Source organism: Cohnella xylanilytica, assembly GCF_014212175.1.
In the GTDB taxonomy this organism is placed as follows: domain Bacteria; phylum Bacillota; class Bacilli; order Paenibacillales; family Paenibacillaceae; genus Cohnella; species Cohnella xylanilytica.
Genome location: NZ_JACJVR010000045.1, coordinates 13902 through 39121 on the forward strand (window position 1 = coordinate 13902; position 25220 = coordinate 39121).

Here is a 25220-nt window from a genome sequence, read left to right on the forward strand (position 1 = left end):
GGAGGCGGAGACGATGACAATACGCGAACAAATGAACGGGACGGCGACGATCGACAACTATATCGGCGGCTGGCGTCCGCCGGCGTCCGGGCGCCGAGTGCCCAGCCTGAATCCGGCCCGCAGAAGCGAGACGGTCGGGCTCGTTCCCGATTCCGACAGGACCGACCTCGATGCGGCGGTCGCGGCGGCCGAAGCGGCCCGGCGCTCCTGGCGCAAGCTGGCGGGCTCCCAGCGCGGAGCGCTGCTGTTCAAGGCGGCGGATCTGCTGGAGAGTCGCATGGACGAGATCGGCCGGGCGATGACCCGCGAGATGGGGAAAACGATCGGCGAAGCGAAGGGCGAAACGGCGCGGGGGGCGGCCATCCTTCGCTACTATGCGGGCGAAGGCATGCGTCCGATCGGCGACGTCATTCCGTCAACGGACGCGGAAGCGCTTATGTATACGACTCGCGTGCCGCTCGGCGTCGTCGGCGTGATCTCGCCATGGAATTTTCCGGTGGCGATCCCGCTCTGGAAGATAGCGCCGGCATTGATCTACGGGAACACCGTCGTATGGAAGCCGGCGATCGAGACCGCCGTCACGGCCGCGCTCGTCATGGAGTGCTTCCATGATGCCGGGTTTCCCGCGGGAACGGTGAACATGGTCGTCGGCGACGGCGCAGCGATCGGACAGGGCATTGCCGAGCATCCCGGCATCCACGGCGTCACGTTCACGGGATCCAACGCGGTCGGCAAGCGAGTCGGCCAGATCGCGCTGGCGCGCGGCGCGAAATATCAGTTGGAGATGGGGGGCAAAAATCCGATCGTGGTCGCCGCCGACGCCGATCTTGACCTTGCGGTGGACGCGACGATCAGCGGCGGCCTGAGATCTACCGGCCAGAAGTGCACGGCCACGAGCCGCGTTATCGTCGTTCGCGAGGTGTACGAGACGTTCAAGGAGAAGCTGCTGGCCAAAATCAAGACGCTGACCGTCGGCGACGGTCTGGATGCGGAGACCTGGCTCGGACCTTGCGCCAGCGAGAAGCAGTACGAGACGGTGATCGGTTATATCCGCAAAGGGCGGGAAGAAGGAGCGGAGCTGCTTGTCGGCGGCGAACGGCCGAGCCATCCCTCGCTTGCGGACGGCTTCTTCGTGACTCCCGCCGTATTCGACCGGGTGACGACCGGGATGACCATCGCGCGGGAAGAGATTTTCGGTCCCGTGCTGGCGCTGATGGAGGCCGGCGATCTGAAGGAAGCGATCGAGCTTGCGAACGATACGGAATTCGGGCTCAGCGCCTCGCTCTATACGCGCGATCTCGCGAACGCGCTGGCATTCGCGCAGGAGATGGAGGCGGGGCTTATCCGCATCAATGCCGAGACGGCGGGGGTCGAGCTGCAGGCGCCGTTCGGCGGAATGAAGGGATCCAGCTCCCACTCGCGCGAACAGGGACAAGCAGCGATCGAGTTTTATACGGCGGTGAAGACGGTGTTCGTCAAGCCCTGACAGGGGAGGAGAGAGGCAATGGACGATGGGCTTCGGGACATTCGGGACCTCATGGGACCGGACGACGAGACGTATTTTCAGGTGGAGACGAACGCTCCCGGCCCTTCGGGCCGGCTGCCCCTTACGCCGGAGCTTCTGCTGAATTCGCCGAGCGGCGACCTGTTCGGCTGGACCCAGAACGTAGGGATGGGTTGGCGGCCGGATCGGCTGCGGGGGCGGGAGATCCTCATCCTGGGCACGCTTGGAGGCATTCGCAACGAAGACGGGACGCCGGCGGCGCTTGGCTATCATACCGGGCATTGGGAGATCGGCCTGCTCATGAGAGCTGCCGCGGAGGAGATCGCGAAGGCCGGCAACATTCCGTTCGCCGGCTATGTCAGCGATCCGTGCGACGGCCGGTCGCAAGGGACGACGGGGATGTTCGACTCGCTGCCTTACCGCAACGACGCGGCGATGGTCATGCGGCGATTGATTCGTTCGCTGCCGACGCGCCAAGCCGTTCTGGGAGTGGCGACCTGCGACAAAGGCCTGCCCGCCATGATGCTGGCGCTCGCCGGAATGAACAATCTGCCGGGCGTTATCGTGCCGGGCGGGGTCACGCTCCCGCCGACGAACGGAGAGGACGCGGGCAAGATCCAGACCATAGGCGCCCGCTACGCGAACGGGGAACTGTCGCTGGAGGCGGCCGCCGATCTGGGCTGCCGCGCCTGCGCGACGCCGGGCGGCGGGTGCCAGTTCCTGGGTACCGCCGGGACCGCGCAGGTCGTGGCGGAGGCGATGGGACTGACGGTGCCGCATGCCGCGCTCGCGCCGTCGGGGCAGCCGGTCTGGACGGCGATGGCGCGACAGTCCGCCCGCGCGGCCATGGCGCTGGCGGAGCAAGGCTTGACGTTGGGCAGCCTGCTGACGGACGCCTCCATTCGCAACGCCATGGCCGTCCACGCGGCCTTCGGCGGTTCGACCAATTTGCTTCTGCACATCCCCGCCATTGCGCAAGCGGCGAAGCTTCGCGTTCCGGACGTCGGGGAGTGGACGGCGGTAAACCGCAGCGTTCCGCGGCTGGTCAGCGTGCTGCCGAACGGGCCCGTTCCGCATCCGACCGTGCGCGTGTTCCTGGCCGGGGGCGTGCCGGAGGTAATGCTGCATCTGCGCCGACTCGGCGTCTTGGATGTGAGCGCTCTCACGGCGGCCGGGGTCCGGTTGAGCGCGGTATTGGACTGGTGGGAGACGTCCGAGCGGCGCCGCCGCATGAGGAATTGGCTGTCCGAGAAGGAAGGGATCGATCCGGACAGCGTCATCTATAGCCCCGATCGCGCCCGCGCTGCCGGTCTGACGCCGACCGTCACGTTCCCGACCGGCAATCTGGCGCCGGAGGGCTCCGTGATCAAATCGACCGCGCTCGATCCTTCGGTTCTCGACTCCGATGGCGTGTTCCGGCATGTCGGCCGGGTGAAGGTGTTCACGACGGAACGCGAGGCGATCCGCGCGATCAAGACCGGGGGCATCGCCGCCGGCGACATCATGGCGCTAATCGGACGCGGACCGTCCGGAACCGGGATGGAGGAGACGTACCAGCTGACGTCGGCGCTGAAGCATCTGTCGTTCGGCAAGCGGGTGTCGCTGCTCACCGATGCCCGGTTCTCCGGCGTATCGACGGGGGCCTGCATCGGCCATATCGGGCCCGAGGCGCTGGCGGGCGGGCCTGTCGGCAGGCTGCGGGACGGCGATTGGGTCGATATTCGCATCGATACCCGCAAGCTGGAAGGCCGAATCGATATGGTCGGCTGCGGGCAGGAGCCGGATACGCCGGAGGCCGGCACGGCCATTCTGAACGCGAGACCGCCCCATGCCGGGCTGGCGGCAGATCCGAATCTGCCGGACGATACGCGGCTATGGGCCGCGCTTCAGGCCGCCAGCGGCGGAACGTGGAAGGGATGCGTCTACGACACGGACCGAATCGTCAAGACGTTGGAAGCGGGCATGCGGGCGCTCGCGTCCGGATAATCATTTCCGGATTGGCGCAGGAGCTTATCCAATAACATAAAAGGCGGCGCAAGGGAGGCTCTCTCTTCGCCGCCTTTTCCTAATCCGGAATATATAGCGCTTACAAAAGAGTAAACGATGGTTAAGCAAGTAAAAAGATGCGCGTTGTTGAGCCGTTTCCCGCCTGCCTATAATGAAAGCGTAATCAAAGAGAAGCGCTTCCAATGAAAGGAGTGACACGGTGCGAACGCGATCCTACAGCTTGAAGAGCATGTCCATCCGCAAATTTCTGTACATCCTGCCGTTCATGATCATGCTGGGCGTCTTCGCCTACTATCCGCTATACGGATGGGTATATGCCTTCTTCGACTACATGCCGCCGATTCCGCTGTCGGAATCCCCGTTCGTCGGGTTCAGGTGGTTCCACTCCTTGGTCGAGAACCAGGTTAAGGTCGACCAGCTGCTGCAGGTCATCAAGAACACGTTCGGAATGAGCGGCCTGAACCTTCTTTTCTCCTGGCTTCCCATGATCTTCGCCATCTTCCTGACCGAGATCAAAGCGGTCCGCTTCCGGAAGTTCATCCAGACGGTCACCACCCTTCCGAACTTCATCAGCTGGGTCCTGGTCTATTCGCTGGCCTTCTCCATGTTCTCCAGCGAAGGAATCGTCAACGGCATGCTCAAGCAGCTGGGCCTGACCGATTCCCCGATCCTGTTCCTCCAGAGCTCGGAGCACGTGTGGCTGACGATGTGGCTGTGGACGACGTGGAAGACGTTAGGCTGGTCGGCCATCCTGTATATCGCGGCGATCATGGGAATCGACGATTCCCTTTACGAAGCGGCCCATGTCGACGGCGCGACGAGAATGCAGGTGATCCGGCACGTCGTCCTCCCGAGCATGCTGCCGACGTACTTCGTGTTGCTGATGCTGCAGATCGCGAGCTTCCTGAACAACGGGCTGGAGCAGTACTTCGTCTTCCAGAACGCCTTCAACAAGGAGAGCATTCAGGTTCTGGACTTGTACGTCTACAACCTGGCCATGGGAGGCGGCAGCTATTCCGTGTCCGTCGCGATCAGCATGCTGAAGAGCTTGATCAGCGTCGTGCTTCTCTTCTCGGTGAACGGACTATCCAAAGTGACAAGAGGGGAGAGCATCGTATGAACGACAGCGCAGCCGGGCTGGCGCCGAGAGAGCCGGCGCACCGCAGCCGAGCGAAGAAGACGAGCTATCAGGTCAGCGCCGCGGACAAATTCATTACGGTTCTGATCTATACCCTGTTCTCCCTGTTCGCTCTCGTCTGCGTCTACCCCTTCTACTCGATCATCATCAACACGATAAGCGCCAACGATATCAGCGCCAGAGGCGAAGTCGTGTTCCTTCCGAAGCACATCCACTTCCAGAACTACCTGGACGTGTTCAAGATTCCGGGACTGGGGAACGCGGCCCTCGTCTCCTTGGGAAGGACGGTCATCGGAACGACGTTGACGGTAGGGGCTTCGGCCTTCCTGGGCTTCATGTTCACCCAGGAGGATATGTGGGGGCGGAAGTTCTGGTACCGGTTCACGGTCATCACGATGTTCTTCAATGCCGGGATCATCCCTTGGTATTTGACCATGAAATCCCTGCACCTGACCAACAACTTTCTGGCCTACGTTCTGCCGATGGTCGTCGCCCCGTTCTTCATCATCCTGGTCAAGACGTTCGTGGAATCGACGCCGAAGGAGCTGCAGCAGGCGGCCAGCATCGACGGGGCCGGAATAATGACTCTCTTCTTCAAGGTCATGCTGCCCATCTGCAAGCCGATCTTGGCGACGGTCGCCATCTTCGCCGCCGTGGATCAATGGAATTCCTTCCAGGATACGCTGCTGCTGGTGACGGACAGCAAGCTCTACAGCTTGCAGTTCATTCTCTACAACTACATTAACCAGGCCAGTTCGTTGTCGACGATGGTCAACCTCCAGAACGCCGGCTCGACGGCCATGGCCAGCCTGGCGACCAAGCAGACGACGACGTCGATCCGAATGACGGTGACCATTATCGTCGTGGCGCCCATTCTGCTCGTCTATCCGATCTTCCAGAGGTTCTTCGTGAAGGGGATTATGATCGGCGCCGTGAAAGGTTGATCCGCGCCATTATAATACATTGACCAATTTGGGGGTTAGCACATGAGCAAAAGCAGGAAAGTCGCAAGGAAATCGGCGGCCGTCACGTTGGCCGGCCTGATTCTGGCGTCGGCCGCCTTGTCCGGCTGCCAGAGCGGATCCAACAATTCTCCGGCATCCGGCGAGCCGTCCGGCTCCGGCGCAAGCGCGAGCGCGGGAGCGTCTCAAGCCGCCGGCGCGATCGACCACAGCAAGCCGCTCACCATCACCGTGTTCGACAACGCGGCCAATTACCAGGGAGAACAGACGGGGTGGTACGGCAAGCTCGTCAAGGATAAGTTCAATATTACGTTGAACATCCTCGCTCCGCAGGTGGCCGGCGATCAGCTGTACAAGACGAGGACGGCGGCGGGCGATCTGGGGGATCTCCTGATCATCGACAACAGCCAGTTGGAGGAATTGATTCCGGCCGGGCTCATTATGGACCTCACGGATAAGCTCAAAAATACGAAGTACCTGTCCCAATACGTGGACAATCACTTCAAGCCGTTCAACGCCGGCTTCGACAAGGTCAATCCGGAAGGCAAAATTTACGGCTTGCCGACGTTCGAGGCCGATACCTCGCCGACGACCTTCTCGGAAGAGATTCCTTACTCGAGCCCGATTATGCCTTGGGATTATTACAAGGGAGTCGGAGCTCCCAAGCTGAACAACCTGAACGATCTGCTGAACGTCCTGAAGCAGATGCAGGCCAAGTATCCGAAGACGCCGGACGGCAAGCCGATCGTGCCGATCACCCTGTGGAAGGATTGGGACGGCGGTACCGGCGCCATGGAGAACGTCCGCTGGCTCAGCAACTGGTACGGCTACGAGAAGCCGGACGGCACCACGACGATCCAGTTGAACGCGAAGGGCGATATCGTGCCGATTATCGACGACAACAGCATGTACAAGAAGATTCTGAAGTTTTATTTCGACGCCAACCAGATGGGCCTGGTCGACCCCGATTCGCCGACCCAGGACTGGAACAAGGTCGCCGAGAAGCTGACCAACAAGCAGGTTCTTCTTCTGTGGTACTCCTGGCAGAGAGGCTTCTACAACACCATCGAGAGGGGCAAAAACGGGGACGGCAACGTGGCGGTTCCGATCGCCGACACTCGCATCATCCAGAGCAGCGACGCTTATTACGGCAACGGAAGAGTGTTCGCGATCGGTTCGAAGGCGAAGGATCCCGACCGCATCATGGAATTCATGGACTGGCTCGTCTCCCCGGAAGGCATGCGCTACTACACGAACGGCTTTGAAGGCTTCAACTACGAGAAGACGCCCGACGGCAAGTTCAAGCTGACCGAAGTCGGGCAGACCGCCTTCCAGAACAATACGCCCGTTCCGGACGAATACGGCGGCGGCGGCTACCAGGACGGACAGAGCAAGATCAACAGCATGATCATGAGCGACTTCACCATCGATCCCGACACCGGCGAATTCTACAACAACAACTACTGGAGCTCGACGATCGAAGCGAACAAGACGGCTCTGACGACGGATTGGCAGAAGACGTTTAACGCGACGAACGCGACGGACTACTACTTGAAGAACAACATGATCGACATCGTGCCGAACATCAACACGAGCCTTGGCACCGATTCTTCGGATATCAAGAACAAGCGCAGCCAGATCTCGGACTACGTCAAGAACACGTCCTGGAAGATGGTCTTCGCGAAGAACCAGGCGGAATTCGACCAGCTGTGGACGAAGATGCAGAAGGACGTGGAAGGTCTCGGCTGGAAGGACGTCGTGGCCGCCGATACGGCGAAGGCCCAGAAGATCGTGAAGATGCGCCAGGAAGCGTTGGCCGGCAAGTAATCCATCTCAACCGAATAGCCGCGTTTGCCAAGGAGGGGGAGACAGCTCGAATAGAGCTCCCCCTCCCGATTTATGGAAGACGAGCCGCGAGGGAAGGGAGACGTCAAGATGCTTAGAACCGTGAAGGTGGAAAATGGGACGGTGCGGGGACTGCCGGCGGCCGATCCCCGGATTACGAGCTTCAAAGGCATTCCGTTCGCCGCGCCGCCCGTCGGCGACAACCGCTGGCGAGCGCCGCAGCCCGCCCGCGATTGGGAAGGCGTGCTCCAAGCGTTCGAGTTCGCGCCGGTCCCGATGCAGGTCCGGCAAGAGATCGACGTGAACAACATCTACACCCGGGAATGGGCCGTGGAGCCGGACATCGCCATGGACGAGGACTGTCTCTATCTGAACGTATGGACGCCGGCCAAGAGCGCGGACGAGAAGCTGCCCGTGTTCGTGTGGTATTTCGGCGGAGGCCTGCAGGTCGGCCATCCGGCGGAGATGGAATTCGACGGCGAACGCATCGCCCGCAGAGGCATTGTGGTCGTGACGATCAGCTATCGCCTGAACGCGTTCGGGTTCCTGTGCCATCCGGAGATTACGGCCGAATCGCCGGAAGCTCCCGCGAACTTCGGCCATCTCGACCAACAGTTCGCGACGCGATGGGTCCAGCGCAATATCGCGGCGTTCGGCGGCGATCCGGACCATATTACGATCGGCGGACAATCCGCCGGCGGCGGCAGCGTCATGAACCAGCTCGCTTCGCCTCAGAACGAGGGGCTCTTCCGCAGAGCGATCGTTCAGAGCGGGGTGTTCGCGAAGCTCTATCCGGGCAACAGCACGCCCAGGTTCCTGCGCACGTTGGCGGAAGCCGAACAAGACGGCGTTCGCTTCTTCGAATCGCTCGGCGTGTCCTCGCTTGCGGAAGCCCGGAAGCTGGACGCGGTCTACGTCCGCGACAAGTACCTGGAGTCCGGCGCCTTCTGGGGCACCGTCGTCGACGGCAAGTTCAACGTCGGCGACGCGTTCGAATTGTTCCTGGAGAATAAGCGCCGGATGGTGCCCGTGCTGCTCGGCCATACGTCCTCCGAATTTATCAACGTTCCGGAAGCCGGTACGCTTGACGAATTCAAGAGCATGGCGGCCGAGCTGTTCGGCGACGATGCCGAAGCCTTCCTCGCGCTCTGCGGCGCGCAGTCAGGCGAGGCCAGCTTGGACGACGCCGTGAAGAAGGCTTCGGCGAGCGGCATCGAATACGCGATCCGGATCGCCGGGCAGGCCAACGCCGATACCGGCGCCCATGTTCCTCTGTACTATTACAATTTCGATGCGGAGATCCCGGGATGGGATCGCCCGGGCACGTTCCACTCGGTCGATCTCTGGTTCTTCTTCGAGACCCTCGCCAAATGCTGGAGGCCGTTCGTCGGCAAGCATTACGATCTGGCCCGCCAGATGTGCGACTATTGGGCGAACTTCATCCGCTCCGGAGATCCGAACGGGCCGGATTCGACGGGAGAGGAGCTGCCGAAGTGGGAGCCCTATACGCCGGAGGCGCCGTACGGCATGCTCTTCGCGGATCGGGCGGAGTTCCGCGAAGAGCAGCCGAGCGAGCTGATGAAGTTCCTCGTGAAGCAGTATCTCAAGAGGAAGAGCTTGAACCCGGAAGGATAGACCAGGAAGGGGAGATGATCCATGAGGCTGACATGCGGCGACTACACCCTTGGCTTTATCGACGGCGGCATCGAGGTCCGGAAGGGCGACAGGCTTCTATCCTTCAACAAGCGGCCGATGTTCGTGACGGTCAAGACCGCATTCGCCGTCAACGAATTCTATGACAAGGCTTACGCCGGCGTCCGGGCATCCGGCGGCAAGATCATCGCCGAAGGCACCTTAACGGCGCCTTCGGGTTCGGTCTTTGCGTTCACGGATATCTACGAAGCGGCAGGCTCCGGGTTCAAGGCGAGCCGGAACGTCAAGGTGCTGGAGGCGGGAGACGATCTCGGCTTCTCCACGAAGATCTCCTTCACGATGGCGGAGACGGACGACGTTCGCGATTACGACATCTTCGCTCCCGGCGTTTGGTACAAGCAGAACGAATTCGCTCCCGATTCCGCGATGGGCAAGGACCTGAACAACGAGTATTTCTGGCGGATGGAGACCCGATACGCCCTGCCGTTGTTCGCGATGCGGCACCTCGGGTCGGGAGAGACGGCCGTTCTGTCGCGCTGGGCCGCCGACGCGACTCTGCCTTCGACGGACGTCGTGAGATCGGAGAATATCGCGGACCCGAAGTGTACGATCGGAGCCATCGGCATGAGCAAGCCGGAGAGCAAGACGCTCAACTACATGTACTACGGCTTTGCCGTGCGCAAGGAGTTCGAGGCCGAGATCGACGGCCTGTCCATCGACTACGTGTACCCGGGCTGCGACGGGCAGATGCCCGGCAGCAATCGGTACGGGGGACTCGACTACAACGGGCAAGCGAAAACGTTCCAGCGGATCAACCATCCCGTGCAGGCCGGATTCGAGCAAAATTACGCCGTCGGCATCCTCTTCGGCCAGTACGACGGCTTCCAGCCGATGATGAGAGACGTCTGGCGGACGACGTATGCCAGGCTGCGAGACAAGCTGTTCGAAGTGGACAACGAGCGTCATTACCGCAACGGCATGGCTATTTTGACCCGATACACGCGCCGGTACGGAGATTCGTACGGATTGCCGTTCGCCTGCCAGTTGCCCGATATGGATATCTCCTGCGTCTCCTTCCAGTTCGGCTTCGTCGGCCAGCAGCCGGGCATCGGCTATCAGCTGCTTCGCTACGGCGACAAGGAGAACGTGCCCGAAGCGTTCGAGAAAGGCGTGAACGTGATCGATTTCTGGGTGCGGACGGCCATGACCGAATCCGGCCTGCCGCAGATGTGCTATAACCCCAACCTCCAAGGATTCGAGCCGTACCCCCATTATATCCGGATGCTGGCCGACGGCATCGAGGCGATTCTGGACGCTTGCCTCTATATGCGGAGGAAGGGCGAGGAGCGGCCGGCCTGGCTCGAATTCTGCCGACGGACGGCCGATTGGCTCGTTCGCGTCCAGAACGAAGACGGCAGCTTCTATCGCGCGTACAATGCCGACGGCTCCATTCGCATGGACTCGAAGTCCAACACGCCCAGCGTCATCCGGTTCCTGGTTCAATTCTACTTGGTTGCCGGCGACGAGAGATACAGAGCTGCCGCGATCAAGGCCGGAGAATGGGCTTACGAGAACAACTACCGCAACCTCGAGTATCGGGGCGGCACCTGCGACAATTTGGACATTCAGGACAAAGAGGCCGGCATCTACGCTCTGTTCGGATTCCTGGCCTTGTACGACCTGACCGGCGAGGAGAGATGGCTCGAAGGGGCGACCGGGGCCGCCGACTATACCGAGACGTGGACCTATGCCTGGACGTTCCCGGTGCGTACCCTCTGGCCGAAGCATCCGTTCAACCCATTCTCCATCAGCGGTCAGAGCATCATTACGATCGGAGGCGGCGCCGACGTCTATATGGCGGCTTGCTCCTATACGTACTACAGGCTCTACCTCCTGACGGGCGACGAGCACTATCTCGACTTCGCCGAGTTCATTCATAAGAACACCCGGCAGTCCACCGACGCGGACGGCAGCATCGGCTACGTCATGCCCGGTCTCGGACACGAGAGCGGCGACTTCGCGAGTCAAACGCTGCAGAGCCACTACCACTGGCTCCCCTGGTGCACCTATGTGGAAGTCGATCCTTCTTCGAGGCTGTATGACACCTTCGGCGTCTACGAGATCGCGGATGCGCAGAAGCTCGATCCGGACGAGAGGGCCAGGAGGAACCGCATCTACGATTCGTTCGGAAGAGGAGCGTTGAGCAAGTGAGAACACAAGGACTGAATCCATATCTTCCGTCGTGGGAATACATCCCCGACGGCGAACCTCATGTATTTAACGGCAGAGTGTACGTCTACGGCTCGCACGACCGGTTTAACGGACATGCGTATTGCCTGAACGATTACGTCTGCTGGTCGGCGCCCGCCGACGATCCGCGCGATTGGCGCTATGAAGGCGTGATTTACGAGAAGACGGACGATCCGCTGAACCCGGACGGGAGAATGTGTCTCTATGCGCCGGACGTCACGGTCGGACCCGACGGGCGGTATTACCTCTACTACGTGCTGGACAAAGTGTCCGTCGTCTCGGTAGCGGTCTGCGATACGCCGGCCGGCAAGTATGAGTTTTACGGCTACGTCCGGTATGCCGACGGCACGCGTCTGGGCGAGAGGGAAGGCGACGAGCCCCAATTCGATCCCGGGGTGTTGACGGAGGGCGAGCGGACGTATCTGTACACGGGCTTCTGCGCGCCGGGGGACCGGTCCAGGCACGGAGCCATGGCGACGGTGCTCGGCCCGGATATGCTCACGATCGCGGAAGAGCCGGTATTCGTCGCGCCCAGCGAGCCTTATAGCCAGGGGAGCGGCTATGAGGGACACGCCTTTTTCGAGGCTCCATCCATTAGGAAAATAGGCGATACTTATTATTTCATATACTCGTCCGTCGTCATGCACGAGCTGTGCTACGCGACCAGCCGGTCTCCGACCCGGGACTTCGTCTATCAAGGCGTCATTATCAGCAACAACGATCTTCATATCGATTCCTACAAGCCGGCGAACAAGCCGATGTATTACGGCGGCAATAACCACGGCAGCATCGCGGAGCTGAATGGACAATGGTATGTTTTCTATCACCGGCATACGAACGGAACGAATTTCAGCCGGCAGGGATGCATGGAGCCGATCGAATTCCGGGAGGACGGCACGATCGTCCAGGCGGAGATGACCTCGTGCGGCCCGAACGGAGGCCCTTTGGAAGGACGAGGGGAATATCCCGCGTACCTGGCCTGCCATCTGTTCTGCCGGGACGAGTCGCTGTATACGGGCGCCCCGGGGGAATGGATGGACAGCCGCTTCCCGAAGATCACGCAGGACGGCAAGGACGGGGACGAGGAGGTCGGCTATATCGCCAATATGAGAGACTCCGCCACGGCCGGCTTCAAGTATCTCCGCTGCGAAGGGATTCGCCGGGTCAAGATCAAGGTGCGCGGGTATTGCCGCGGCGCCTTCGAGGTCAAGACGTCTTGGGACGGTCCCGCTCTCGGCCGGATTCCGGTCGACTTCACGAACGTATGGACGGAATATTCCGCGGATATCGCCATTCCGGACGGCGTTCAGGCGCTGTACTTGACGTATACGGGCACGGGAGGAGCCAGCCTGGCCTCGTTCGCGTTGGAATAGCGGCAGGCTCTTGGTTGCTCTTGGTCTGCCCCTCATTGTAGCGCTTACAATTTTGTCAACGATGGTGAAGCAAGTAAAAAGATGAACGTTGTTCGACCATTTCCGGCCTGCCTATAATGAGAGCGTAACCAAAACGAATGAACAGAGAGAAGGGGGATGGCCATGAATCCAGGCAAAGCTCGTTCGATTCTGGCATTGGGCACGGTGATGATGCTCACGGCGGCCCTCGCGGCCTGCAGCGGCAACAATGCCGGCGGCAACGGCAAGAACGGGGACGCGCCCGCGACCGAGTCGGCCGCGAGTCCGTCCGGAAGCGGCAGCGCGGCGGGAGCCGCGGCGGATCCGTTCGGCAAGTACGATCCGCCGATCGAGATTACGACCGTTCGCAACCTGAGCGACGTCGTCGAGAATAACGTCCTGGGCGTTCTGAAGGACGAGACGCTCGAGGATAACCGGTGGTCCCGGCTGTACGAAGACAAGCTGGGCATCAAGATGAAGTACAACTGGGTGATGAAGGGCGACGAGAACTCGGATCAATACTTGCAGAAGATGAACGTGACGCTGGCTTCGGGCGACCTGCCGGACGTCATTCCGGTCAACGCCACCCAATTGAAGCAGCTCGCCGATTCGGATCAGATCGAGGACATGACGAACTTGTACGAGCAATACGCGTCCCCGCTGCTCAAGAAGATCCTCTCCGAGGAAGGCTCCGGGCCGTTCGACGCCGCGACGTTCGACGGCAAGCTGATGGCCATTCCGCAGACGGGCTCGTCGATCGAGCAAGCGCAGTTCGTCTGGATCCGCACGGATTGGCTGGACAAGTTGGGCCTTCAGCCGCCGAAGACGATGAACGACGTCCTCGCGATCTCCAAGGCGTTCGCCGAGCGGGATCCGGACGGCAACAGCAAGAAGGACACCTTCGGTCTCGCCATCACGAAGGACTTGTGGGGCGGAGCCATGGGGCTGGAAGGGTTTATGGCCGGCTACGGAGCCTACCCGAACATCTGGCTCGAGGATTCGTCGGGCAAGCTGACGTACGGCAGCGTTCAGCCGGAGATGAAGAAGGCGCTTCAAGCCTTGCAGGCGATGTACAAGAACGGAGAGCTGGACAAGGAGTTCGGCGTCAAGGACGGCAGCAAAATCTCCGAGGTCATCGCGAACGGCAAGATCGGCATGGAGTACGGTCAGCAATGGAATTCCATCTGGCCGCTGCAGCTGAATAAGAACAACGATCCGAACGCGCAGTGGCGCGCCTTCCCGATCGTATCGGAGTCCGGCGATCCCGCGAAGATCCCGCTGAAGTTCAGCACGACGAAGTTCTTCGCGGTGCGCAAGGGGGCCGCTCACCCGGAGGCCGTCATCAAGCTGTTCAACATGCACGTCGAGAAGAACTGGGGAGAGACGCAGGAGAACGAGTACTACTACGCGCCGCCGGATGCGGAGAGCGTATGGCAGCTGTCGACGGTCCAGCCGGCGCCTCCCAAGAAGAACCTGGAGCTGTTCCGGACGCTGGAGGAAGTGCGCAAGACGGGCGACAAGTCGAAGCTGACGGGCGAAGCGAAGGCGGTTCAACAGAAGCTGGATGCGTTCGCGTCGGGCTCGAAGGACGGCTTCGCGCTGTGGGGCTGGGAACGCATCTACGGCCCCGAAGGGGCGGAAGGCGTCGTCGATCAATACGACAAGAACAATCAGTTCCTGTTCGATAAGTTCGTAGGAGCTCCTACGGCGACGATGGTCGAACGGCAATCGACGCTGGAGAAGATGCAGAACGAGGTGTTCGTCAAGATCATCCTGGGCGCCCCGATCGAAGAATTCGACAAGTTCGTGTTGGATTGGAACAAGCTCGGCGGCGAGCAGATTACGAAGGAAGTCAACGACTATTACGCCTCCATGAAGAAGTAAGCGCCTCAAGATGGAATAACCGGCAGAGGACGGGGCTGTCTTCCCGCCTCTGCTTCTTTCATTCCGCAGACGGGAGGGAACCCATGAAGATCGGAAAATGGCGAAGAGAGCTCCCGCTACATGTCATGATTTTGCCGGGGCTGCTTCTTATCCTTTTGTTTTCCTACGTGCCGATGGCCGGAATCACGATCGCCTTCCAGAAGTTCATTCCCGCCAGAGGGCTGTTCGGGAATCAGAAGTGGGTCGGCTGGGACAATTTCGACTATGTGATGAATTTGCCGAATTTCAAGCAAGTGTTATGGAACACCCTCTACATCTCCAGCTTGAAGCTGATTCTGGGGCTGATCGTTCCGATCGTCGTCGCGGTGCTGCTGAACGAAGTCAAGAACCAGCTGCTGAAGCGTTCCGTCCAGACGGCGATCTATCTGCCCTACTTCCTGTCCTGGGTCGTCCTCGGCGGCATTCTGATCGATATTCTGTCGCCGTCCGAGGGCATCGTCAACGCTCTGATCAAGTCGTTCGGGCTCGATCCGATCTTCTTCCTGGGAAGCAATCATTGGTTCCCGTCCACGCTGATCGTATCGGACATCTGGAAGAACTTCGGCTACGGAACGATCGTTTACCTGGCCGCCATCACGGGGATCGACCCCGGCCTGTACGAGGCCGCGACGATCGACGGGGCGAACCGCTGGCGGAAAATCTGGCATATTACGATTCCGGGCATGCGCATGGTCATCGTGCTCCTGTCGGTGCTTAGCCTGGGGCAGCTGCTCAATGCCGGGTTCGATCAAGTGTTCAACCTGTACAGTCCGCAGGTTTATGAGAGCGGCGACATCCTCGATACGTTCGTGTACCGGATCGGCTTGCTGGACGCCCAGTACGGCGTAGCGACGGCCGTCGGCTTGTTCAAATCGATCGTCTCGCTCATCCTGATCTCCGGATCTTATTTCTTCGCTTATCGCTTTGCCAAATATCGAATTTTCTAGGAGGGGATGCGGATGGCGCAGACCGCGACGAGCAACCGGACAGGCGGCATCCCGGCCAATCGCAAGAGCCGGAGGGATTGGTTTCCCGTCCTGAACGCGGTGCTTCTTATATTCATCTCGCTCTTATGCATTCTTCCGCTTATTCATATCATCGCGCTCTCCTTCAGCTCCAGCGCGGCCGCCTCGGCGGGCCGCGTCCGTCTCTGGCCGGTCGACTTCACGATGGCCTCGTATTCCTTCACGGCGGGCAGGGCGGCCTTCTGGAAGGCGATGCTCGTCTCCGTCGAGCGAATCGGAATCGGGACGCCGCTCAATCTGCTGATGACGATTCTGGTCGCTTACCCGTTGTCGAAGGAGACGACGGCCTTCCGGATGCGCATGGTTTACGCGTGGATCTTCTTCATGACGATGCTCTTCAACGGCGGGCTGATCCCCTGGTATTCGACGTTGAAGGAGTTCCATCTGCTGGATACGATCTGGGGTCTCGTGCTTCCCGGCGCGGTGCCCGTCTTCAGCGTCATCCTGCTGCTTAACTTCTTCCGGGAGATTCCCAAGGAGCTGGAGGAGGCCGCGCTCATCGACGGGGCCGGACACTGGCGGACGCTGTGGACGATCTTCGTGCCGATCTCCAAGCCCGCGATCGCGACGCTGGCGCTGTTCTCGATGGTCGAGCATTGGAACAGCTGGTTCGACGGCTTGCTCATCATGGGCGATCCGACGCATTATCCGCTGCAGAGCTACATTCAGACGATCGTCATTCAGCAGAACCTGTCCAACGTCTCGTACGACGACGTTCTGAATCTGGCGCAGATCTCGGATCGCACCCTCAAGGCTTCGCAGATCTTCCTGGGGTCGCTGCCGATTATCGCGGCCTATCCGTTCCTGCAGAAATACTTCGTGAAAGGCATTGTGCTCGGAAGCGTGAAGGGATAGGATCAAAGGGAACGATTTAACGTTGGAGGCGGACCATGTTCAATACGCCGATGTTCTCTTTCCGCAGAACCTTATTCCTCCGCTTGATCTTTACGTTTCTGCTTATTTTGATGCCCTTGATCGTTCTGGGAGTGTACCTCTACCAATGGTCGGTTCACACGGCGAGAGAGGATATCGCCAAGACGGCGGCCTCCCAGACGGCATTCTATCTGACCGATCTCGAGAACGAGATCGAGAGAATCAAGCTGCTGCAATTCGGCCTGCTCGAAGACGAAGACCTGAACAAGCTGACGCTCCTCTGGAATCGGATGGGGGTCATCGAGAAGACCGACCGGATCAATTCGCTGCGCAATCGTCTGTATCTCGTCCAGAACAGCAGCATGTACATCAAAGAAGTAAGCGTCTACATTCATCCGATCGGGCGCTCCATCTCGTCCGTGGACGGCGTCAATCCTCTCGACGAGGAACGTTACGAGGCCATTCGCTCCGTCTACGGAAGCCGGAAGACCCGAATCATCGAGTGGAGGAGCGGGCTGTACCTCAGCGCGGCGAAGCCGAGCGGCCGTCCGAAGGGGCAGCCGTTATTCGTCGTCGAGATCGAGCTGGACCAGCAGAAGCTGAGGGAAGCGCTGGCCCAATTCAATACGTATGCCGGAAGCGGGACTCTTCTCGTCTCGGAGACCGGCGGCATCCGGCTTGCGAGCGGGTCCGTCGCCTCCTTCCTGACGGAAGCCTCCTCGTACATCAGGGGGACGCGGACCGCCGAAGACTACGATCAAGCCCGCGAGTTCGGCGGGCATCGGTATTATACCGTATACGCCGGTTCGGACAAGCTGAATATGGCCATCTACCGGTTCATTCCGTCCGAAGTTATCCGCAAGCCGCTCGACAAGTTCTATACCTGGGCTTGGCTGTTCGCGGCGGCGGCTCTCGTGATCGTCGCCTTGTACGCGATGTCGACGTATAAATTCATCCACAAGCCGCTGCTTCGGCTCGTGAAGAGCTTCCGCCGGGTGGAGATCGGCGATCTGGATCAGGTCATCACGCACGCGTCCAAGGACGAATTCGGCTATTTGTACAGCCGCTTCAATCAGATGGTCGCGAACCTTCGTTCGCTGATCGACCAGGCCTACCGGCAGAAGCTGTTGGCTCAGCGGGCGGAGCTGAAGCAGCTTCAATCGCAGATCAATCCTCATTTTCTATTCAACAGCTTGTTTATGCTCAGCACGATGGCCCGAAGGGGAGATGCGGAGCGCGTCGAGCAATTCGCGATCCAGCTCGGCGAATACTTCCGCTTCGTCACCCGCAGCGCCTCCGACGAAATTCCGCTCGAGCAGGAGATCCAGCACGCCCGCACGTACACGGACATTCAGCTGCTCCGCTTCTCGCGGCGCGTTCGGGCGCGCTTCGAGGATCTCCCGGAGGAAGCCGCGCAGGCGAAGGTGCCCCGGCTGATCGTGCAGCCGATTATTGAGAACGCCTTCGAGCACAGCCTGGAGCGCAAGGAGGAAGACGGTCGGATCGTCGTTCGCTTCGAGATCGGGGACGGCGAATTCCGCATCGTCGTCGAGGACAACGGCGAAGACTTGACGGAAGAGAAGCTAAGCGAGCTGTCGAGGGCTCTGGCGAACCGGGATGAATACGCGGAGACGACGGGGATGGTCAATATCCATCGCCGCTTGACGATAACGTTCGGCGAGAAGGGCGGAGTCCGGGTCGCCCGCAGCGAGCTGGGCGGACTTCAAGTGACGCTTCACTTTCCATGGGAGGGGCAAGCCGATGTACCGATTGCTGATCGTGGATGATGAAGAGATGATAACCGACGGCTTGTACGAGACGTTGGCCGGATGCGACATGGGATTGGACCTGTGCAAGGCCTATTCCGGCAAGGAAGCGCTGGGCTGGCTGCATCGAACCCGCGTCGACATCGTCCTGTCCGACATTCGGATGCCCGGGATCGACGGGATGCAGCTCCTGTCCATCCTCAAGCGGAATTGGCCGCATTGCCGGGTCATCTTCCTGACCGGCTACAGCGACTTCGATTCCGTTTATCAGGCGATTCAGACGCCCGGCGTTCAATACCTGCTCAAGAGCGAAGGGTACCCGAAGGTGATTCAAGCCGTCCGCGAAGCGGTGAAGGAGCTCGACGACAGCCTTCGCCGCAGCGAGCTGGTCCGGCAGGCGCAGGAGAAGCTGAACACGCTGGAGGTGCTGGCCCGCGGAGAGTACTTCCGCCATCTGCTGCACGGCGCGAAGCCGGCGCCGACCCTGGGAGAGGACTTCCGCAAGCTGAACATCCCGCTCGATGCCGAGAAGCCGGTCTACATCGCGCAAGGAGACCTGTCCCGGGCCTCGTCCGCCTCGTCGTCCTACGCCAATCGGCAGGAGTCGGCTCTGGCCGTGACGCTGCTGGCCGAGAGCTTCCTGTCCGGCCAGTCCCTAAGTCTCGGCATGATCGACCGATTCGGGGATCCGGTCTGGTTCATCCAGCCGTCCGCCGAGGGGGATGGGAACGAAGCGGCAGCCGGCTCGCCCGTTCTCCCGTATTTGGAGGGCCAGTTCGAACTGATCCAGCAAGCGTGCCAGGAGAGTCTCGGCCTCGCCTTCGCCGTCACGCTGGGAGACCGGCCTTGCGAGTGGCGGAAGCTGTCTTCGTCCTACGACAAGATCAGGCGGCAGCGGCAGCTTCGGATCGGAGACGGCGCCCATATGGTGCAGACCGTGAACCTGGAAGCGACGTGCTGTACGAAAGAGGGTTCGCCGCGGGACAAGATGGACGCGTTATCCGCGCATCTCGAATCCGGCAGGCGCGACGAATTCCTCCTCCTGTTCGAAGAGCTGACCGAGTCGGAGCGGAATGGCGGAGCGCCGTACCTGCTGGAGCTGTATTATACGATCTCGCTAGTCCTGTTATCCTACATCAACCGGTGGGAGCTGGAGGATCAAGTGGCCGGCGTCCCGGCCCTGATGCGGAGAGACGAGTTCCCGTCCTGGGAGGAGGCGTTCGAGTTCCTCCGATCGACGGCGGAGACCCTCTTCGAGCTGAGGACTTCCGGCGAACGGAATCGCGCGGCCGAAGCGATCGCGAAGGTTCGCGCTTATATCGAAGAGCATCTGGCCGAGGATCTGTCGTTGGTCCGTCTTGCCGGCTATATCCACTTTAACCCGTCGTATTTATCGCGGCTCTTCAAGCAAGAGAGCGGCGTCAACCTGTCCGACTATATCGAATCCGCCCGAATCGAGCGGGCGAAGGAGCTTCTAAGGAACGACGAGCTGAAGGTGCATGAGATCGGCCTGCGGGTCGGCTACGAGGCTTCCCAGTCGTTCACCCGCTTCTTCAAAAAGGCGACGGGCGTAACGCCCCAGGAATACCGGGACGCTTCCCGAATGTAACGGGCGCAGCCGCGCTCGCCGTTCCGATCTCGTCCTTTTCTACGATAGGCCATCCCCGAAATAGCGCTGCCTATAAGGATAAAGACAAGGATAATAAAAATCACAAGCACGATTAAGGCCGTAACGGAAATGCCCACCGAGAATCACCTCAAGTCAGGATGTCTGCGCAAAAACCCCGTCAGTCTTCTTAAGATTGACGGGGTTTTGCGTTTGCGATCTTAGTAAATCCCGGCACCGGCGCGCAAGATGATGACCAACAAAATGAACAGAACAAGCGCGAAGGCTGCGGCTCCCATTCCGTAACCGCCATAGCCTCCTACGCCGCCAACTCCATAGCCCATAGTCTCACCGCCCCGAAGTGAATTGTGATCGTTTGTCACCCTGCTAAGGTATGGCGAGTGTAAACGTACTGCCAGTGCATACACACATATGAAGCGATAATCCACGCCTGCCCACATGAGCCGATTGCCGCATGTCTCGCATTCCCTTATAACCGCAACGACCGCTCTCGCATACGGACGCCGCCTTTCTTCCTTCGCGTTTCTTCCGTCTTCATGGTATAAGAATAGAAGAACTTGCGTCGGGCATCGCGCCTTTAACGGCGGAGAGGAGACTTGGATTGCATCGAATTATGATTTGCGAGGACGACCCCAAGCTGGCGGAGCTGCTGAGGGCGAATATCGAGAAGGACGGTTACGAGACCGGCGTCGTGCGGGATTTCGACCGCGTGCTCGATTTCTTCAAGGCGTACGACCCCCAGCTCGTCCTGATGGACGTCAACCTGCCGAGATACGACGGCTTCTACTGGTGCAGGCAGATCCGAACCGTATCCAAGTGCCGGATCCTGTTCATCTCCGCGCGGGCGGGAGAGATGGATCAAGTGATGGCGCTGGAATACGGCGGGGACGATTACATTACCAAACCGTTCCATATGGCGGTCGTCATGGCGAAGATCCGCAGCCAGCTCCGACGGGTCGACGGCGAATACGCGGAGCCGGCGGACGAACGCATCGTTCAGCTGGCGGGTTTGCGCCTGTATCCCGAGAGGCTGGAGACGGAGCTCGGAGGGGCGGTCGTGGGGCTCACGAAGAAGGAGGCCGTGCTGCTGGAATCGCTGATTCTCCAGTCGCCGCGGGTTGCCAGCCGAGAGCTGCTGCTCGAGAAGCTCTGGGACGACCAGACGTTCGTCGACGAGAATACGCTGAACGTCAACATCACGCGCTTGCGCAAGAAGCTGCAGGAGCTGGGCGTCGAGAACGGGCTGGAGACGGTTCGCGGATCCGGCTACCGGCTAATGCCTTCCTGGGAGGAGGATATGCCGAGGTGAAGCTGTTCCTGCGCGATCACCTGCCGCTCGTCGTCCTGGAGATCGTCCAGCTGTTCGTCGTGCTGCTCGTCTATTGGCTGGACGGATACCGCGACTTGTGGACCGGGCTTTATTCCGTATTCCTGGGCATCGTATTCGTAGGCGGTTATCTGGTTTACCGGTTTTATACGCATCGATCGCTGTACCTGCGGCTGTCCGAGCCGCTCGAGTCGTTGGACGACTCGCTGCGAGGCGGGGATTCCGCTCCGCTGCCGGCCGCGCTCGACCGCCTGCTCGAGACCCAGTACGCGCACTACCAGACGAAGCTGAAGGCCGCCGAGAAGTCCCGCAACGATCATCTGACGTTCATGAACCAATGGGTCCACCAGATGAAGACGCCCCTGTCCGTCATTCGCCTGACGTTGGAAGACCAGGACGATGCCAAATCCGTCAGCGTGCTCGAAGAGACGGATCGGATGGAGAAGGGGCTGGAGACGGTTCTTTACGCCGCGCGGCTGGAGACGTTCGATCGCGACTTCCAAGTCGAGCCGGTGTCGCTGAGAACGGTCGCGGAGAATGCCGTGCACGAGAACAAACGGCTTTTTATCGGCAGCAAGGTGTATCCCGAGATGAAGGTCGACCCGGGCTTGACGGTCGAGAGCGACGCGAAGTGGCTCGGCTTCCTGATCGGCCAGCTCGTCACGAATGCGGTCAAATATTCGGCGGATTCCGGACAGAAGGTTACCTTCTCGACCCGCGTAGAAGACGGGGAAGCGGTGCTCGAGATCCGCGACCGGGGCATCGGCATCCCGCCGGCCGACCGCAAGCGCGTATTCCAACCGTTCTATACCGGGGATAACGGCCGCAAGTATCGGGAATCGACCGGCATGGGCCTTTATTTCGCCAAGGAGATCGCGGAAAGACTGGGACACCGGATCGAACTCGAGTCGGAGGTCGGCGTCGGCACCGTCGTTCGCATCTCGTTCTCCTCGTACCTTACATAGATGTAAGGTAACTGAAAGGTAAATCGATAGGACGAATCCCTCGCTCCCGTTACAATAAGAATCGTATCGCGGGACTAACGCGGTTCCGCACGGAGGAGAGGAGCAGAGGTATGGAAATGCTGAGCGTTCGCCAATTAAACAAAATCTACGGAGGCAAGGTGCCTTCCCGCGCTTTGACCGATATCAACCTGACGATCGACGAAGGGGAATTCGTGGGCATCATGGGGCCTTCGGGCAGCGGCAAGACGACCTTGCTGAACCTGGTCGCGGCCATCGACGCGCCGACGACGGGGGAGGTGCTGCTGAACGGCAAAAACCCGCACAAGCTGTCGAAGAGCGAGCTCGCGCGATTCCGCCGGAAGGAGCTCGGCTTCGTCTTCCAGGATTTCAACCTGCTGAACACGCTGACCGTGGAGGAGAACATCGTCCTTCCGCTCACCCTGGAGGGGGAGAAGGTCAAGACGATGGAGGAGAAGGTCGCGGCCATCGCCGGCAAGCTGGGCATTCAATCGATCCTGAAGAAGCGCACGTACGAGATATCGGGCGGACAAGCGCAGCGGACCGCGATCGCGCGGGCGATGATCCATTCCCCGAAGTTCCTGTTCGCGGACGAGCCGACGGGCAACCTCGATTCCAAGGCGGCGAAGGACGTCATGGAGATCCTGACCGCGATCAACCGCTCCGAACGGACGGCGATGATGCTCGTTACCCACGACGCGGTGGCGGCGAGCTACTGCCATCGGGTCGTCTTCATCAAGGACGGGCAGCTGTTTAACGAGATCCACTGCGGGGAGAGCCGACAGGCGTTCTTCCAGAAAATCATCGACGTGCTGTCGCTGCTGGGAGGGAACGCGCATGACCTTTCGACAATTCGCGTTTAACAACGTCCTGCGCAACAAACGCACGTACGCCGCCTATTTTCTGAGCAGCGCCTTTTCCGTCATGGCTTTTTTCGTCTATGCCGTATTCGCCTTCCACCCGGACATGTCCGGCGGTTCCGTCAACGGCAAAGTGTCGGTCGCGATGCATTTCGCCGAGAGCCTGATTTACGCGTTCTCGTTTTTCTTCGTGCTGTATTCGATGAGCGCGTTCCTGAAGACGAGGAAGAAGGAATTCGGCTTGATGGTCATGCTCGGCATGTCCAACGGACAGCTGCGCTGGATGGTGTTCCTGGAGAACGTGCTGATCGGCTTCGGCGCGACGGTCGCCGGAATCGGGCTCGGGCTCGTCATGGCCAAGCTGATGCTGCTGTCCGCGGAGAATCTGCTCGGATTGGACGAGTCTCTGCCGTTCTACTGGCCCCTGGAGGCGATCGGGCTCACGTTCGCCGCGTTCCTCGTGCTGTTCGTCGTCATCTCGATGTTCACGGTGGCGATCCTGCGGGGCAACAAGCTGATCGATCTGATCAAGGGCAGCTCCATGCCGAAGAAGGAACCGAAGTCTTCCCGTCTTCTGAGCCTCTTCGCCGTCCTCTTGCTCGGGGCGGGTTACGCCATCGCGCTGCTGGTCAAGGGAATCGCCGTATTCGTAGCCATGATTCCCGTAACGCTGATGGTCATCGTCGGCACGTACTTCCTGTTCACGCAGCTTAGCGTATACGTCATTCGCCGAAGCCGCGACAACCGTTCGTTCTTCTGGCGCAAGACGAACATGCTGTTCCTGTCCGACCTCGCCTATCGGATGAAGGACAACGCCAGAACGTTTTTCATGGTCGCCATTCTGTCTACCGTCGCCTTCTCGGCGATCGGTTCGCTGGTCGGCTTCAAGGAGATGAATACGAATGCGATCCTAAGCCAGAATCCGTTCGCCTTCCAATACAAGCAGTACGCCGGAGGGGAGGAGCAAGCGAAGAAGGACGTCGCGATCATCGAGAGCTCCTTGAAGAAGGAAGGGTTCGAATACCGCAAATTCACGGCCGAGCTGGCGGAGATGAAGATGAAGGATTCGAACTCGCTCGCCTACGCGGTCAAGGCGTCGGAGTTCAATGCGGCGGCGGAAGCGATCGGCGAGAAGCCCGTCGCGCTGAAGGGCGACGAGACGGCGATGATTTATTACGATAACTCGATGAGGGGCAAGAAGCCCGCGTTGGAGACGGCCGTTCTCGCGAACGGCATCGAGCTCAAGCCGGCGAGCATGCGGTCCTCGTCCGCGCTGCCGTTGTTCACCACCTATTACCTCGTGTCCGACAAGCTGTACGATCGCCTGGATCGCGATTCGGCGGAGACCTATTCCTTGTTCGACGTTCCCGATTGGAAGAGCACGAAGGCTTTGGGCAAGGAGCTGGACGAGAAGTTGGATAGCGAGAACAGCCTATTTTTCTCCGTCGCCTACGAATTGGCGGTCGTGAATCAGATGTTTGGCATCGTTCTGTTTATCGGTTTGTTCATCGGAGCCGTCTTCTTCGTCGCTTCGGGCAGCTTCCTGTACTTCCGCCTGTATGCGGATTTGCCGGACGACCGGGTGAAGTTCAAGGCGATCATGAAGCTGGGGCTGACCGACCGGGAGCTGAAGAGCATCGTAACGAGACAGCTGGCGATCTTGTTCTTCGTGCCGATCGTCGTCGCGTTCGTTCACGGGGTCGTCGCTCTGACGGCGATGCAGAACATGTTCTACCAATCGCTCATGACGACGTCGCTGTCGGTGCTGGGCACGTTCATGGCCATCCAACTCGTCTACTTCCTGTTCATCCGGGCGAAGTACGTGAAGCAGGTCGTCGCTTAGGCTCCTTCTCTGTCGGCTTGGTTCGTCTGACCCTTGGACTTTGTACGAGTAATCGTTCAGATCGCGTACTTTGTACGAAAAATCGTTCAAATCGCGTAAATTGCCGTCCGATGCAAGGAGGTTGTTCGAAAAATCGTACAAAATAGGGCATGCATGCGGCTATTGGGGGGGAATTGTGTGATAAATCATACAAAATGCGAGCGCATCAAGGCCGGTACATGATTTAGCGTGAAAAGAAGTCTC

At 59.9% G+C, this 25220-nt stretch carries 17 protein-coding genes; all 17 read left to right on the top strand.

Features of this window, described 5'->3' with window-relative positions; genetic code table 11:
- Positions 1-13: 13 nt before the first annotated feature.
- The 17 genes from gucD (at position 14) to H7B90_RS11710 (ending at position 24977) form a co-directional block, all read left to right on the top strand.
- Positions 14-1486: an alpha-ketoglutaric semialdehyde dehydrogenase GucD gene (gucD, locus tag H7B90_RS11630; protein ID WP_246578612.1), complete on the top strand. Its 1473-nt coding sequence runs from the start codon at positions 14-16 to the stop codon at positions 1484-1486.
- Between the two features lie 51 nt (positions 1487-1537).
- Positions 1538-3490: a YjhG/YagF family D-xylonate dehydratase gene (locus H7B90_RS11635; RefSeq protein WP_185136058.1), complete on the top strand. Its 1953-nt coding sequence runs from the start codon at positions 1538-1540 to the stop codon at positions 3488-3490.
- 220 nt (positions 3491-3710) lie between these two features.
- Positions 3711-4631 carry an ABC transporter permease subunit gene (locus H7B90_RS11640; protein WP_246578611.1) on the top strand — a complete coding sequence of 307 codons (921 nt, stop codon included), beginning with the start codon at positions 3711-3713 and terminating at the stop codon, positions 4629-4631.
- The gene (locus H7B90_RS11645) at positions 4628-5593 is read left to right on the top strand and encodes a carbohydrate ABC transporter permease (protein ID WP_212960539.1); all 966 of its coding nucleotides are present in this window, start codon (positions 4628-4630) and stop codon (positions 5591-5593) included. Before H7B90_RS11640 ends, H7B90_RS11645 begins: the two co-directional genes overlap by 4 nt.
- Before the next feature lie 42 nt (positions 5594-5635).
- A complete protein-coding gene (locus H7B90_RS11650; RefSeq protein ID WP_185136045.1) occupies positions 5636-7438 on the top strand; it encodes a type 2 periplasmic-binding domain-containing protein in 1803 nt (600 codons plus the stop codon).
- 108 nt (positions 7439-7546) lie between these two features.
- Positions 7547-9091, top strand: coding sequence for a carboxylesterase/lipase family protein (locus tag H7B90_RS11655; protein WP_185136046.1), 1545 nt, complete (start codon positions 7547-7549; stop codon positions 9089-9091).
- A 21-nt stretch (positions 9092-9112) separates the two neighbouring features.
- Entirely contained in the window at positions 9113-11320 is a 2208-nt protein-coding gene (locus H7B90_RS11660) for a glycoside hydrolase family protein (RefSeq protein ID WP_185136047.1), read from the top strand.
- Positions 11317-12732 (top strand): family 43 glycosylhydrolase, encoded by a 1416-nt coding sequence (locus H7B90_RS11665; protein WP_185136048.1) that lies wholly within the window; start codon positions 11317-11319, stop codon positions 12730-12732. The genes H7B90_RS11660 and H7B90_RS11665 overlap by 4 nt, the downstream gene beginning before the upstream one ends.
- A gap of 162 nt (positions 12733-12894) precedes the next feature.
- Complete coding sequence (locus H7B90_RS11670; RefSeq protein WP_260410963.1) at positions 12895-14634, top strand: extracellular solute-binding protein; 1740 nt, start codon at positions 12895-12897, stop codon at positions 14632-14634.
- 83 nt (positions 14635-14717) lie between these two features.
- Positions 14718-15620 carry an ABC transporter permease gene (locus tag H7B90_RS11675; protein WP_185136049.1) on the top strand — a complete coding sequence of 301 codons (903 nt, stop codon included), beginning with the start codon at positions 14718-14720 and terminating at the stop codon, positions 15618-15620.
- A 12-nt stretch (positions 15621-15632) separates the two neighbouring features.
- Positions 15633-16553, top strand: a complete 921-nt coding sequence (locus tag H7B90_RS11680; protein ID WP_185136050.1) for a carbohydrate ABC transporter permease — start codon at positions 15633-15635, stop codon at positions 16551-16553.
- Positions 16554-16588: 35 nt separating this feature from the next.
- Positions 16589-18358 (top strand): sensor histidine kinase, encoded by a 1770-nt coding sequence (locus tag H7B90_RS11685; protein WP_185136051.1) that lies wholly within the window; start codon positions 16589-16591, stop codon positions 18356-18358.
- On the top strand, positions 18333-19946 hold the full coding sequence (locus H7B90_RS11690; protein ID WP_185136052.1) for a response regulator: 1614 nt from the start codon (positions 18333-18335) through the stop codon (positions 19944-19946). Before H7B90_RS11685 ends, H7B90_RS11690 begins: the two co-directional genes overlap by 26 nt.
- A gap of 619 nt (positions 19947-20565) precedes the next feature.
- The gene (locus H7B90_RS11695) at positions 20566-21273 is read left to right on the top strand and encodes a response regulator transcription factor (RefSeq protein ID WP_185136053.1); all 708 of its coding nucleotides are present in this window, start codon (positions 20566-20568) and stop codon (positions 21271-21273) included.
- Complete coding sequence (locus H7B90_RS11700; RefSeq protein WP_185136054.1) at positions 21270-22256, top strand: sensor histidine kinase; 987 nt, start codon at positions 21270-21272, stop codon at positions 22254-22256. The genes H7B90_RS11695 and H7B90_RS11700 overlap by 4 nt, the downstream gene beginning before the upstream one ends.
- A 116-nt stretch (positions 22257-22372) precedes the next feature.
- Positions 22373-23137 (top strand): ABC transporter ATP-binding protein, encoded by a 765-nt coding sequence (locus H7B90_RS11705; protein WP_281421331.1) that lies wholly within the window; start codon positions 22373-22375, stop codon positions 23135-23137.
- Entirely contained in the window at positions 23112-24977 is a 1866-nt protein-coding gene (locus tag H7B90_RS11710) for an ABC transporter permease (RefSeq protein WP_185136056.1), read from the top strand. The genes H7B90_RS11705 and H7B90_RS11710 overlap by 26 nt, the downstream gene beginning before the upstream one ends.
- Positions 24978-25220 lie beyond the last annotated feature (243 nt).